Genomic DNA, 13131 nt, shown 5'->3' with positions numbered 1-13131 from the left:
GCGGCCGCCGTTGCGTTGGGCTTCTTGGGCCCTAGCGGGTTCCTCTTCTAGTGGAAGAAGTGGCGTGCACCGGTGAAGTACATGGTGATGCCGGCAGCGTTGGCTGCGGCGATGACTTCCTCGTCACGAACGGAACCGCCCGGCTGGACGACGGCGCGGACACCGGCGTCGATCAGGATCTGCAGTCCATCAGCAAACGGGAAGAACGCGTCCGAGGAAGCAACGGCACCGCGTGCACGCTCAGGTGCGTCGCTCGCGTCGGCGTTGGACGCGCCGCCAGCACCTTCGACGTCGGATTCCACCGTCACGCCCAGCGTGTTGGCGCGCTCCACGGCCAGGCGGCACGAGTCCAGGCGGTTGACCTGGCCCATGCCGATGCCCACGGCAGCACCGTGGTTGGCGATCAGAATGGCGTTGGACTTTGCCGCGCGGCAAGCGGTCCAGGCGAAGGCGAGGTCCGCGAGAGTTGCTTCGTCGGCGGCTTCGCCGGCTGCGAGGGTCCAGTTGGCGGGGTTGTCGCCCTCGGCGTCCACCTTGTCGCTCATCTGGACCAGGACGCCGCCGGAGACCTGGCGCATCTCGGAGGGGTAGCGGCCGTAGCCCTCGGGCAGTGCGAGGAGGCGGATGTTCTTCTTCTTGGAAAGGATCTCCACAGCTTCCGGCTCGAAGTCCGGGGCGATGACAACCTCGGTGAAGATGTCGGCAACCGTGCGGGCCATGCCGGCGGTGACGGTGCGGTTCGCAGCAATCACGCCACCAAATGCGGAGACGGGGTCGCAAGCGTGGGCCTTGGCGTGAGCGTCAGCGATCGGATCGGCAGCGTCTGCGGAACCGACGGCCACACCGCACGGGTTGGCGTGCTTGATGATCGCGACCGCGGGCTCGGCGAAGTCGAAGGCAGCGCGGAGGGCGGCATCGGCGTCGACGAAGTTGTTGTAGCTCATGGCCTTGCCGTGCAACTGGTCGGCCTGAGCGATGCCGGCGGGTGCAGCCTTGTCCACGTAGAGCGCGGCCTGCTGGTGCGGGTTTTCGCCGTAGCGGAGGACCTCGGAACGCTCCAGGGCCAGGCCGGCGTAGGCGGGCCAGTCGATAATGCCGTCGCCGTCTTCGTCCAGGAACTGGCTGGCCGTCCAGGAAGCCACAGCGTTGTCGTAGCTGGCCGTGTGAGCGAACGCCTTGGCGGCCAGGCGACGACGGGTGTTCAGGTCGAAACCGCCGTGAGCGGCGGCGTCGACAACTGCACCGTAGAAGCTCGGGTCCGTGACGATGGCGACGGCGGCGTGGTTCTTCGCAGCCGAACGCACCATGGCGGGGCCTCCGATGTCGATCTGCTCAACCACGTCATCCTGGGCTGCGCCGGACTTCACGGTCTCCACGAACGGGTAAAGGTTCACCACCACGAGGTCGAAGGTTTCGATCTCCATGCCGGCCAGGGTGTCCATGTGCGCCGGGACGCGACGGTCAGCCAGGATGCCACCGTGAACACGCGGGTGCAGGGTTTTGACGCGGCCGTCCAGCATTTCCGGGGAGCCGGTGACTTCTTCCACTTCCTTCACCGGGATGCCTGCGGCGGCGATCTTCTTGGCGGTGGATCCGGTGGAGACGATTGCGACGCCTGCTGCGTGCAGGCCCTTCGCGAGCTCCTCCAGTCCCGTCTTGTCGTAAACCGAGATCAGTGCACGGCGGATGGGAACACGGTCAAGCTGCGTCAAGCTCACAAAAGTCTCCGTCTTAGTTCGCGTAGATGTCGCGGGTGGATTCGCGGGTGTGGGGATACGGAGAGTTTATCGTGTTTCGTTGCCGCCCCGGTTTTGCGTCGTTTCTGCCCTGCGTTGCAAGGCCCACCATGCGTGCCACCTCCCGCTCGCGGGAGGCACACCCGGCCCCACAAAAACACCCCTACGTTGCGAGGCCCACTCTGCGTGCCACATCCCGCTCGCGGGACGCACACCAGGCCCCACAAAAACACCCCCTACATTGCGAGGCCCACTCTGCGTCCCACCAAGGGCGCGAAAGGCGCACACCAGGCCCCACAAAAACACCCCCTACATTGCGAGGCCCACTCTGCGTCCCACCAAGGGCGCGAAAAGCGCACACCAGGCCCCACAACTCAGGGCAGACAAGACATTACGACGACGGCCCACGCCACCCGCGCGACACCAACGCATCGCGTATCTTACGTTCGGCATGAGCCCACCCGCCCTTCATCTGGACATCGGAGAATTTCAGGACGATCCACCCCAACGCGCGAAGCCTATCGTCACGTTCGATGTCCTTCCCCCACTGCACAGGGTCGGAGCGGTGATGGTCGCCCTCATATTCCATGGCAATTTTGTACTCCTTGTATTGGAGATCGGGCGTCGATATGTATCTCCCGCGCTCGTCGAAGATCGGCGCGGTAACCGCTGGCTCCGGCAGCCCGGCATCGACGATTTTCAGGCGTAGCCTCGACTCCTGCGGAGAATCAACCCCCAACCTCAGCAACGGTAAAATCTCCCGGGCCATTCTGATTCCCTTGACCTTGGGGCGTCTATTGATGACTTCCTGGATCGCCTCAAGCGAGGACAGGGGATTCTCCCGTGCCAACAGAAAATCCCCGGCAGCCACAAGCGACGACCTTCCCATGTGCCTGGCCAGATCCACCCATGTCCATTCCGGCGACGTCAATTGAACTCCGTTCAACATACGAACGTCCCGAGCAAGCAGTGGAGCCCGATGCCCGATTACGCCCCGACGCTTGACCCTCCCGATCTCTTGCCGTCGGGTCACATGGATTAGCCCGCTCCTGCCCTCTTCCTCGAGATAGATGGGGAGCGGCATGGACCACAACAGCGCTGCAGTGACATGGCTGACTGCACAGCGCTGTGTCACAGCGGTATGAAGTCGGCCCAGCAATGCGAGGTCCAATTCGCTTGCTCTTGCCAAGCGAATGCCACGACTCGGCGTCACAAGGTCTTTCGTCTGGAGTAGCCAGCGCGGCACTCCGGCAGCATAAGCATCGGCGACGAGAAAGCCCCTAGTGTCTACATTCGAGGGCAAAGGAGTGAGATTCCGCATGGATTCATGCTTGCCGGAAACGATGGCTCGCATTCGGTTATCCACAGAAATCGCCCTTCGCGGGGCTCTTGACTGTTCCTCCACACCCCTTGTGAGGCCCACTCTGCGGCCCAAACCACCAACCACACACGCAAAGCAGGCCCCGCAACCCAAAGCCCACCCCTTGTGAGGCCCACTCCGCGCCCCCAAACCACCAACCACACACGCAGAGCAGGCCTCACAACATAGGGTTGAGCCATGGAAGCCACCGGGGTTGTTCTTGTTGCCGATGTTGGGAAGAGCCGTTGCCGCGTGGAGTTGCGCAGCGGCAATGAGTTGCTTGGCGCCGCCGACCAGCATGGCTTCCCCGGTGTGCACGTGGACAACGGACCCACCGCCGCGTTCGAACTCCTCCTCGAGACCGTCAGGCTGCTCCCGCCCGGGCTTCCAGTTGGCAGCATCACCAGCATTGGCGCAGCCGTTGCCGGCGTCGAAGCATCCGCGGAGAAGTCGCAGGAACTCGCCAGCATGTTGTCCCAAAGATTCAGTGTCCCCTCGGCCGTGCTCTCGGACGCCACGGCCGCCCAACTCGGCGCTCTCCAAGGAGCCCCCGGCACCACGCTCATTGTGGGCACAGGCGCCGTGGCCTTCCGCTTCGACGAAGCCGGCGTCCTCCACCGGGCCGACGGCTGGGGTCCCTACCTTGGTGATCGCGGCAGCGGCAGGTGGATCGGCCAACAGGGTCTGCAGGCAGTTCTTGAAGCGCACGACGGCGGCCCGGCCACCTCGTTGTCGGCTGCGGCTGGCGCTCTGGTCGAGTCGCCCGAGCTGCTTCCAGGCTGGCTGGCCGAAACAGAGAACCCCTACCGGGCGATGGCCCGTTTCGCGCCGCTGGTTCTACAGGCAGCGGAGGCCGGTGACGCCGTCGCACATGACATTGTGGGCGAGGCGTGCCGCATCCTGACCAAAACCGTTAAGCGCGCGAGCGGCACCGAACCCGGCACACCCCGCGTGGCGCTCCTTGGCGGAGTGGTGGGATCGGACTTCTTCTCGGCGCTCTTGCGCAAGTCCCTCGCTTCGGCTGGGATTGAGGTGGTGGTCCCGCTGGGCGATGGCTTGGACGGGGCTGCCCTCGCTGCGACGCGCCGCGGGCTCATCCAGGAAAGGTATATCCACCGTGACGGAACAAACTGGCCCGACTGACGACAAACTTGCGGGCCTGCGCACGGAACTCGCCGGGTTGCAGACCGAGGCCACGGCCGAGGGCCTGGAAAACCTGGACATCCTGGGCACTGAAGAACTCGTAGCTGCGATGCTTGCCCACAGTGCAGGAGTACACGCGGCCGTTGAGGCTGCGAGCCCGGCAATTGTTCAAACGGTCGACGCCGTTGCGGAGCGACTCCAGCGCGGGGGCCGCCTTTTGTATGTGGGAGCCGGAACGGCCGGCCGACTTGGCGTGCTCGACGCAAGCGAGTGCCCGCCGACGTTCGGCACCCCGCCGGGACTCGTCGTCGGACTTATCGCCGGCGGAACCAAAGCGATTCAGCAGCCGGTGGAGTACGCCGAGGACAACGCAACTGCCGGCGCGCGCGACCTGCACGATATCAACGTGACTGAAGCTGACGCCGTCGTGGGTATTACGGCCTCGGGCCGGACGCCGTATGTGATCGGGGCGCTGGAAGAAGCACGGAAGCGCGGGGCGTTTACGGCGTCGCTGGCGTGCAACAAGGGCTCGGCCGTGAGTCATCTGGCCGATGCCGCCATTGAGGTTGTGGTGGGTCCGGAGTTCATCGCGGGCTCCACCAGGCTGAACTCCGGCACGGCCCAGAAACTTGTCCTCAACATGATCAGCACCTTGGTGATGGTGAAGCTCGGCAAGACGTACGGGAACCTCATGGTGGACCTGCGTGCCACGAACGAGAAATTGCTGGCCCGCTCGCAACGGACTGTTCAGCACGCAACCGGCGTGTCTGCTGCGGAGGCGTCTGCTGCTTTGGATTCTGTTGGCGGTTCGGTGAAGGCAGCTATTTTGGTACTTCTGACAGGCATCGACGCTGGTCAGGCCAAGGGTGCTTTGGAAGAAGCCGGTGGTTTCCTGCGGAGGGCCATCGAGAACCGGAAGTAACGCGGACGGCGGTGCCCGCCCCAGCGCATAAAGTTGCATGCAGGAGGGCAAATGAATACATACACAGCCGTGCCCAGCGGCGAACAAGTTGTGCAGGAACTGCCGTGGCGGTGGAAAGTCCAAGGGCGGATTTTCCTGATCGGCGGGCTCGGGTTCATGTTCGATGCCTGGGATGTCACGCTCAACGGCATCCTGATCCCTCTGCTGTCCAAGCACTGGTCCTTGCAACCGGCTGACGCCGCGTGGATCGGTACGGCCAACCTGATCGGCATGGCTGTGGGCGCGTTCGCGTGGGGAACCATAGCGGACACCATTGGGCGCAAGAAAGCCTTCACGGCCACCCTCCTGATTTTCAGCATCTTCACGGTTCTGGGTGCTTTCGCCCCGGACATCGTGTGGTTCTGCATCTTCCGCTTCATGGCCGGCTTCGGCTTGGGCGGCTGCATCCCCGTGGATTACGCGCTGGTGGGTGAGTTCACGCCCCGCAAGCAAAGGGGCAAGGTCCTGACGGCCATGGACGGCTGGTGGCCTGTTGGCGCAGCGCTGTGCGGTTTCATTTCCGCCGGGCTGGTTGCGGCCTTTGGCGACTGGCGGCTCACCATGCTGATCATGGTGCTGCCCGCGTTGTTGGTCTTCTGGGTTCGCCGATCTGTTCCTGAGTCGCCGCTGTTCCTGATTCGGGCGGGCCGCCGTGCCGAAGCTGCGGCGGTGATCGATGGTCTGGTCGAGGCAACCGGCGCTTCGCCGCGGGCGTACAGCTTGCCCGAACCGCAGGCGGCACCCCGGCTCTCCCCCGGCAGCGCTTGGGCCCAGTTGCGGGGGATCTGGCAGTTCAACTGGAAGATCACCACCGCGGCTTGGGCTCTGTTCTTCAGCATCTTGTTGGTCTATTACTTGTCGCTCACGTGGATGCCCCGCATTCTCATCGGCGCCGGATTCGAGGAGTACAAGGCGTTTGTCACGACGGCGAGCATGGCCGCCGTCGGACTTCTGGGCGTGGTGGTAGCGGCGCTCCTGGTGGAGCGTGTGGGCCGCAAATGGATCCTGGCCATCACCGGTCCCCTGTCCGCTCTGACGCTGGTGATCGTGGCCTTTGTGGTGGACGTGCCCTCGGCTGCCGTGTTCTGGCTGCTGGTGTTCGGGTTCGTGGTCCAGGTGGCCATTCCGGTGCTTTACGCCTACGTCTCCGAGCTGTACCCGACGGAACTTCGCGGCTCTGGCTTCGGCTGGGCTTCGACGTTCTCCCGCATTGGCGCCGGGTTCGGCCCCTTGGTGTTCGCCTCGTTCTTCTGGCCGGAGTTCGGGTTGGCGCAGTCGTTCGCGATGGCCGGTGGTCTGGTGCTGTTGTCTGTGCTGTGGATGGCGTTCTTCGCCCCGGAGACAAAGCAGCGCGAACTCTCCTAGCCCCTCCCCCTCACCCAACTGGGTAGCAGATCAGGTCGGTCCCAGCGCTGAGAATGACCTGATCTGCTACCTACTTGGGCGACCAGCCGCGTTGTTCCAGCGCCCGCCTCACCTTGGCCACCGCGGTCGTCGCGCCGGTGGACATGTAGCGTTTGGAGATCCTCACAAGAATCCATCCGGCACGGCTGAAATCCTCCTCGCGGGCGATGTCCTTTACGATCTGCTCGGGATCCGAATGCGCCTCACCTTCATATTCAACGGCAACGCGCTGCTCGCGGTAGGCCAGGTCCGGTTGACGCACGACGCCGGGAATCAGTTCCGTGGGCACGTTGACTTCCGCTGTGGGCAGCCCAGCCCACTTGAGCGCCAGCCTGAGTCGCGTTTCGGGGGCCGAGTCGGCACCCACGCATGCCTGTTCCAACGCGAGACGGGCCTTGCGAATACCCGGCGTACCCCAGTGCCGGTCCAGCATTTCCTCGAGCTCATCCATGGTGCAGTGCGGCGAACTGCGTCCCTCGAATTCAGGCCTGGGTATGCGCAGGAGATGGTCAGCCACAACCGTGATCTCGTCGATGTCCATCTTCCGGGCACAGTCCAGCCACGTCCGAGCCCGGCTGGTGATAAACAGGCCATTAAGAACCACGATCTCGTCATCGAAGAACTGCCCCCTGTGGCCCACCACTCCGGCGCGGCGGGGAATCGCCATGGTGTCTGGACGGGAAATGTGGATACCGGGCCTGTTACTTCCCGGCAGGAAACCTGGAAACTCCCATAGCAGGAATGCCGTTGCATGTGAGGCAGCGGAAAATGACGTGACGTGGGTCAGCGGACGAACCTTATGGACCATGCCATTTTCGGCGTCCTGCCGCGGTACCCGGATGCCGCGACTTGGCGAGACAAGGCTCGGGTGCCGTAGCCGCCGTCGGGATGCGCCGGCGTCGAGCGCCTGCTGCAAAGTAAAGGATGCTGCCAACAGGGACCCAGGTAGTGGGCTTGGATACTTCATGCCTCATGCTGACAAAATCAGGGAGGGTGCGGAGCGTTATCCACAGCCTTGGGCGTTGGAACGCAATCTGAGTAGCAGATCAGGTCGTTCCCAGCGCTGAGAACGACCTGATCTGCTACCTAGTTGGGGGGCTGCGCTAGTTGGGGCGGTGGGCTACTTAGCGACGGCGGCGAGGTCTGCGAGGGTCTGGACCAGCAGGCGGCGCTCCACTACCTTGATGCGCTCGTGCAGGGATTCCTCGGAGTCCTCGGGAAGAATAGTCACGGCTTCCTGGGCAATGATGGGGCCGGTGTCCACGCCGGCGTCGGCCCAGTGAACGGTGCAGCCGGTGACTTTCACGCCGTACGCGATGGCGTCGCGCACTCCGTGGGCGCCGGGGAATGAGGGCAGCAGCGCGGGGTGTGTGTTGACGTATTTGCCGCCGAAGGCATCGATGAAGTCGGCGCTGACGATCCTCATGAAACCGGAGGAAACCACCACGTCCGGCTTGTAGGACAGGACTTTGTCGCGCAGGGCTGTATCCCATTCGGCGCGGGTTTCGAACGAGTTGAAGTTGACCACAAAGGTCTCAATTCCGGCTTCGTCGGAGCGCTCCACACCGTAGGTATCGGGCCGGTCGGCGCCCACAGCGGCGATCTCGACATCCAGTTCACCCGACTTCACGGCGTCGATGACAGCCTGAAGATTTGAACCGGTACCGGAGACGAGGACAACAATGCGCATTGCACTAGCTTATGGGCGGCTCGCGTAGGCTGGAAAACATGAATCCCGACGTCGGTTCCAAGCCGAACCAACAACCCCGCTCCGAGGCCGAGAAATCTGCCCTTGGCGTGAGCCAGAACCTCTTCCGTGCCTTCCTCTTGGCGGCTTTGGGTGCGTTCTTCGTGTTCTCCCTGAACGTGGATTACGTGTGGTTGAGCGCCATCCTGACGCTTGCGGCGTTGGTGTTGGGCGTCGTGGTGTTGGTGCGGACGCTCAAGCACAAGCATCCGAAACTGATGCTGTTCGGGACAATTTCGGGCCTGGTTGTCACGGCAGTCATGTGCCTGCTGATCCTGACGTCCGCGCTGTTCTTCAACCAGGTCAGCACGTACCAGGACTGCTCACGCAGTGCGCTGACGGAATCCGCCAAGACGCAGTGCCTGACCCAGCTGGAGAACTCGATGCCGGGGCCGTTACGTTAAGAACCCCGGCGCTACTGAGCGGACCCGCTCAGGCGTGTTCGTCGTCGTACGCTGCTTCGTCCAGGTTCGCTTCGCGCTGCTTCTGGCTGCGTTCCAGCCACGGCCCCACTGCGTAGCCAATCACGACGCCGATGCCCACTTCGGCGGCCAGCCAGACTGCCATCCACAGCGGGTGCGGTCCGATTTCCGTGAGCCGTCCGACGCCCGCCGAACCGCGCGCGATCCATGCCAACGCCCCACCCAGGAGCCCCGCGACAGCGCCGATAAAGGCGCCCAGGAAAAGGGTGGAAACGGTGGCGGTGAACCAGCGGGCCTTGATCTTGATGGAGAGCCACTCGTCAAAGTGGTTCTCGCCTTCGCGCAGGAACCACCAACCCGCCAGAATTCCGGCGACCACCGGCAGCGCCAGGGCCATGGCTCCGGCGTCGAACTGTCCGGCGGGAAGGGCACCGAGAACCGGGACGGCAGGAAGAGGTCCGACGGCGGTGCCCAGCGGACCCGCTGCTGAACCGACGCCGAGCGAGAAGCCTGCGCCGGTGGACCAGGACAGCGCGAAAATGACGAGGTTGGGCAGGTAGCCGAGCTGCGCGATGGTGAGCACCGCACCGCCCAAGGCACCGGCTTTCAGACCTTCGTAGACGGCAATGATGTCCGTCCAATGCCACACAATAGTCACGGCCAAGAGCAGCGCGGCCAGGCAAACAGCGGCCATGGCAGCTACGAAGCCTGCCTTCAATGCCGAACCCACATAGGACCCCGCCCACCGGGAATGCTGGCTGGTCTTCGCGAGCCAAGCGACGGCGTCAACACCGATCAGCCGGCTCCACGAGCCTGCCTCGCGCCGGGCGCCCACGATCATGCCCAGCCCAAAGGAGATCAGCGGGATGGTCATGGCGAACCAAAGGTTGATGACAACTTCCGGGGTACGGCACACGAATCCGGTGGCCGTCCCGAAGGCCGCATACACCACGAACGCGCCAAGGAATGCCTGCCACAACTGGTCTGTGTAGGACGCCCGGGCAAGTCGACGGCCCGCCCGCCATGCGAGCAGGAACGGAATGAGCGTCAGACCAAGCGGAATGAGGGACAAGAGCCCGGAGCCGGGTTGGGCCGCGGTGCCGAGGTTGACGTGCGCCAGCTCCAGCGGAATACCGTGGATCAGCAGCCAGGCTTGGCCCGCCAATCGTGCCAGGGAGTCCACGTTCCGGTCCTGGAACCCGTCGGTGGCCCACACCCCCACCAAGGGAAGGATCACAACAATGGCAGAAATAAACGCCGCCTGAGCCGCTTCCAAACCACCCTGTAGCCAAAGGGGCATCGGGAGGCCACGGTTTCCGGTCTGATCAGCGCGCAGTTTCATCGTGATCTATCGTGCCACGGTACGCCGCACTCCCCCGGCAGGCTCCCCTGAAATACCGCGAATTCCAGCGCTTTTTCCAGAGGGCGGCCGTAAAATGGGAGGTGTTCTCCCGGGGACGGAGCCCTCAAAGACCACCTCAGCTCTTCCCCGCCCTGCACAGACTTTGAAAGGCCCGGAAACAATCGAAGCCGGGAACTAGGAGCGGCCAATGGATAGGTGTCACAACTCATAACAGAAAGTCGTACTAGCAGCTGGTGCAGCCGCCTTGGATTTCGTTCCCTAGGCTGCACCAGCCTTCTTTTGTTTCTAACCCCTCGCACACACCTGGCTAGAGCTGTGGCCCGTAGATGAACTCCTTGGCGTGGTTGACGGCCTTCTTGAAGGCGTCGTTGCGGAGTGTCACCTGCTCGCGGCTGGCTCCCGCACTGGGTTCCAGGAACGTCGTTGGTCCTGGGCGGAGCATCCAGATATCCCCGGCCGGCGGGAGGTAGAAGACGCCGAACGAGCGGTGCTCGGGATCGTCAGTCCAGATGGGGACCACGGCCACGGCAGCGCCGGTGTCCGGGTTGATCCATTGAGCGCGGGGCATGGGTTGTTCGTGGACTTCGGGGTCCAGGAACGGTGCCGTCCCTCTCCCCCAGCGTTTCTCGAACCGCTCGTAGAACGCGGGAATGATGTGGCCGTCGTAGGGACGCCAAGCGCTCATGGATTACTCCTGGGTGATCTCAGATTGCGGGGTGAAGGATCCCAACGTGACGGTCCGAACAACAGTGGGGACTGCTCGCGTTGGGGAGCCGTGGATCCGGACCGGTGGAAGCGCACTTTTACGGGCGTCCCGCCCGTACCGCCGGGTGTTCTGCGCGCACGATCGTAAGCCGCCCGCTTCCCTGGGTCCGACAAAACGACGTACGCCTGCATGATGGCGTGCAGTTCCTGAAGGTCGGCCGCGGAGGTGGTGTCGCCGTCGTCGACCCTTTGGCGTGTGTCAGGGTGGTGAGTCCGCAGCAGTGCACGGTAGGCGCGGGTGATCTCACGGGCCGTCGCGTCCGGCGACACGTGAAGCGTGGCGTAGTGGTCAGGTTGGGTGCTCACCTGCTGCTCCGATTCCTGCTGCGGACTGGGAGATGGCCCCCGGCGTGGGCCGGGGGCCATCAACTCGGGAGACGACGGGCGGGGGTCGCTTTCATGTGCGCTAAAAAACGCTGTGACGTGGCGCGAAGCCTGCGCCCAACTATTCCGATGCGGCCGCCTCCGTTGTTCCCGGCTGTCGCCCTGCCGGTCGGCTACCCCCGGGTGAGCCTTCCGGCAGGGCGGACGGGTTTAGGCGTTGATTTCCTGCCTCTGCCCATTGGATTGGATCTCGATGCGCCGCGGCTTGGCCTTCTCGGCGACGGGGATGCGGAGTGTGAGCACCCCTGCGTCGTAGCTTGCCTGGACGCCGTCGGTATCCAAGGTGTCACCGAGGATGAGTTGGCGGCTGAAGACGCCTTGGGGGCGTTCAGCGGCGATCATCTCGGTGTTCTCGCCTGCGGGCGACTTGCGTTCGGCCTTGACGGTGAGGACATTGCGCTCGACGTCGAGGTCAACGGTCTGCGGATCCACCCCTGGCAGATCGAAGGCAACAACGAATTGTCCGTCCTCCTGCCATGCATCCATCGGCATTCCGGCCGGGCGTGCTGTTGTGCCAAAAACCTGTTGGGCGAGCCTGTCGAAATCGCGGAACGGGTCAGTGCGCATCAGCATGTGGTTCTCACTCCTTTGGTCTTGATGCTGATTCTGTTGTTCGTACCAGCCTGTTGGATCTGTATTGGTTGGTATAGATTTTTTATAGCACCAGTGACAAAGTAGATGCAAGTGGTTTTCCGGAAGATTTTTGGAGGTTCTTGATGGCAGCTTCGGATGGTGAGACTGCCGCTGAAGAGTACGACGGCGGTCTGGCGGCTTCCGGTGCGAACGGCACCTCTGGTGGCGGCTCGGACTCGCGCGGCGTCTACGCGATCTCGGTGGCGGCGGAGCTGGTTGGCACCGGGCAGCAGAACATCCGGCAGTACGAGCGCAAGGGCCTGCTCACCCCGGACAGGACCGACGGCGGCACTCGCCGGTACAGCGAAAGCGACCTTGCGACACTGCGAAGGATCGGGGTGTTGCTGGATGAGGGGCTCAACCTGGCCGGGGTGAAACTGGTGCTGGAGCTGGAGGCTGAGAACCGGGGGCTGACGGAGGACAACCGGGGGTTGGTGGAGCATAACCGTGGGCTGACGGAGCACAACGAGGAGCTGCGGGCGGACAACCGCGGGTTGCGGAAGGATTTGAAGCGGGCGCGGGGGACTACCGGCGTCGACGAGTAACTTGCAGTCTGTTAGGCGCCACGCACAGCAATGGCCACCCCGAAACGGAGTGGCCATTGCTAAACGTGCTGCTGAGCTCTATTTGTCGCAGCCCCAGCCATCACCGTCTTTATCAAGGTGACGTCCATAACCTGGCTGGCTGCTATGAATCGGCGCCGCCCCTGCATTTCGGACGGCTGTGCAGTTCTGGTAGTAGACAGCTGCGGGCGGAGCCTCAACAGGCGGTGCCTCCACAACCGGCGGGGCCACAGGAGCCACGGGAGCCGGTTGCGCCTCAACCACGGGCGGGGCCGGCGGAGCCACCGGCGCCACCACGACTGGCGGCGCCTCCACTACCGGAGCCACTGGCGCAACCAAGGGAACCGGCGCCTGCGTCGGAGTGGGTGTCGGGGTGGGCGTCTCATCAGTGAGATGTTTGACCCCCAGCTTTATGGTCGACCCCTCGGCCACATTGGTCTTACCGACTGGATCTTCGCTGACCACCTGCCAGTTCTTCTTGACGATGATTGATTTGTCATCGTTTACATCTTTGGCTTCGGCCTTGAGTCCAAGAGCCTTGAGCTGATCGGTGGCCTTGTCGAGGGTTAGCCCGACGACGTCCGGCACCTCGACAGTTCGCTCAGCCACGGCAGATGCCGCCGCCGTCGCCGGCGTTTGACTTGAGGCCT

14 protein-coding genes are annotated in these 13131 nt (G+C 63.6%); 5 read left to right on the top strand and 9 right to left on the bottom strand.

All coding sequences use genetic code 11. The features are described from left to right. Positions 1-47: 47 nt before the first annotated feature. Together purH and ACZ5J0_RS05380 are read right to left on the bottom strand one after the other, a co-directional pair. A complete protein-coding gene (gene purH, locus ACZ5J0_RS05385) occupies positions 48-1718 on the bottom strand; it encodes a bifunctional phosphoribosylaminoimidazolecarboxamide formyltransferase/IMP cyclohydrolase (protein ID WP_464094354.1) in 1671 nt (556 codons plus the stop codon). Positions 1719-2127: 409 nt separating this feature from the next. Next, on the bottom strand, positions 2128-2667 hold the full coding sequence (locus ACZ5J0_RS05380) for an endonuclease domain-containing protein (protein WP_223942046.1): 540 nt from the start codon (positions 2665-2667) through the stop codon (positions 2128-2130). Between the two features lie 627 nt (positions 2668-3294). Between ACZ5J0_RS05380 and ACZ5J0_RS05375 the strand changes: the two genes are divergently transcribed. The 3 genes from ACZ5J0_RS05375 to ACZ5J0_RS05365 are packed head-to-tail and all read left to right on the top strand — an operon-like array spanning position 3295 to position 6565. Next, positions 3295-4239: an N-acetylglucosamine kinase gene (locus ACZ5J0_RS05375; protein WP_166841483.1), complete on the top strand. Its 945-nt coding sequence runs from the start codon at positions 3295-3297 to the stop codon at positions 4237-4239. Continuing rightward, the gene (gene murQ / locus ACZ5J0_RS05370) at positions 4214-5161 is read left to right on the top strand and encodes an N-acetylmuramic acid 6-phosphate etherase (protein WP_464094353.1); all 948 of its coding nucleotides are present in this window, start codon (positions 4214-4216) and stop codon (positions 5159-5161) included. The genes ACZ5J0_RS05375 and murQ overlap by 26 nt, the downstream gene beginning before the upstream one ends. A gap of 51 nt (positions 5162-5212) precedes the next feature. Next, positions 5213-6565 carry an MFS transporter gene (locus ACZ5J0_RS05365; RefSeq protein ID WP_464094352.1) on the top strand — a complete coding sequence of 451 codons (1353 nt, stop codon included), beginning with the start codon at positions 5213-5215 and terminating at the stop codon, positions 6563-6565. Between the two features lie 70 nt (positions 6566-6635). Here ACZ5J0_RS05365 and ACZ5J0_RS05360 read toward each other — a convergent pair whose 3' ends face one another. Next, positions 6636-7571, bottom strand: a complete 936-nt coding sequence (locus tag ACZ5J0_RS05360; RefSeq protein ID WP_464094351.1) for a hypothetical protein — start codon at positions 7569-7571, stop codon at positions 6636-6638. Positions 7572-7724: 153 nt separating this feature from the next. Further along, on the bottom strand, positions 7725-8294 hold the full coding sequence (gene purN, locus ACZ5J0_RS05355) for a phosphoribosylglycinamide formyltransferase (RefSeq protein ID WP_166841486.1): 570 nt from the start codon (positions 8292-8294) through the stop codon (positions 7725-7727). An 11-nt stretch (positions 8295-8305) separates the two neighbouring features. Between purN and ACZ5J0_RS05350 the strand changes: the two genes are divergently transcribed. Continuing rightward, complete coding sequence (locus ACZ5J0_RS05350; RefSeq protein WP_142939963.1) at positions 8306-8755, top strand: hypothetical protein; 450 nt, start codon at positions 8306-8308, stop codon at positions 8753-8755. 28 nt (positions 8756-8783) lie between these two features. Here ACZ5J0_RS05350 and ACZ5J0_RS05345 read toward each other — a convergent pair whose 3' ends face one another. The 4 genes from ACZ5J0_RS05345 to ACZ5J0_RS05330 form a co-directional block, all read right to left on the bottom strand. Next, positions 8784-10115, bottom strand: a complete 1332-nt coding sequence (locus ACZ5J0_RS05345; protein ID WP_464094350.1) for a cell division protein PerM — start codon at positions 10113-10115, stop codon at positions 8784-8786. A gap of 328 nt (positions 10116-10443) precedes the next feature. Then, the gene (locus ACZ5J0_RS05340; RefSeq protein WP_142939965.1) at positions 10444-10821 is read right to left on the bottom strand and encodes a hypothetical protein; all 378 of its coding nucleotides are present in this window, start codon (positions 10819-10821) and stop codon (positions 10444-10446) included. Then, positions 10818-11207 (bottom strand): J domain-containing protein, encoded by a 390-nt coding sequence (locus tag ACZ5J0_RS05335; RefSeq protein ID WP_464094349.1) that lies wholly within the window; start codon positions 11205-11207, stop codon positions 10818-10820. Before ACZ5J0_RS05335 ends, ACZ5J0_RS05340 begins: the two co-directional genes overlap by 4 nt. A 228-nt stretch (positions 11208-11435) precedes the next feature. Further along, positions 11436-11858, bottom strand: a complete 423-nt coding sequence (locus ACZ5J0_RS05330; RefSeq protein ID WP_142939967.1) for an Hsp20/alpha crystallin family protein — start codon at positions 11856-11858, stop codon at positions 11436-11438. A 143-nt stretch (positions 11859-12001) separates the two neighbouring features. On the opposite strand from ACZ5J0_RS05330, the gene ACZ5J0_RS05325 reads away from it, so the two are divergent. Then, entirely contained in the window at positions 12002-12463 is a 462-nt protein-coding gene (locus tag ACZ5J0_RS05325; protein WP_464094348.1) for a MerR family transcriptional regulator, read from the top strand. 78 nt (positions 12464-12541) lie between these two features. Here the strand turns inward: ACZ5J0_RS05325 and ACZ5J0_RS05320 are convergent, their stop codons facing one another. Further along, entirely contained in the window at positions 12542-13090 is a 549-nt protein-coding gene (locus tag ACZ5J0_RS05320; RefSeq protein ID WP_223942040.1) for an excalibur calcium-binding domain-containing protein, read from the bottom strand. Between the last annotated feature and the right edge of the window lie 41 nt (positions 13091-13131).

The organism is Arthrobacter sp. DualSoilB13 (genome assembly GCF_055389195.1).
This window is presented reverse-complemented; position numbering and strand designations above follow the sequence as displayed.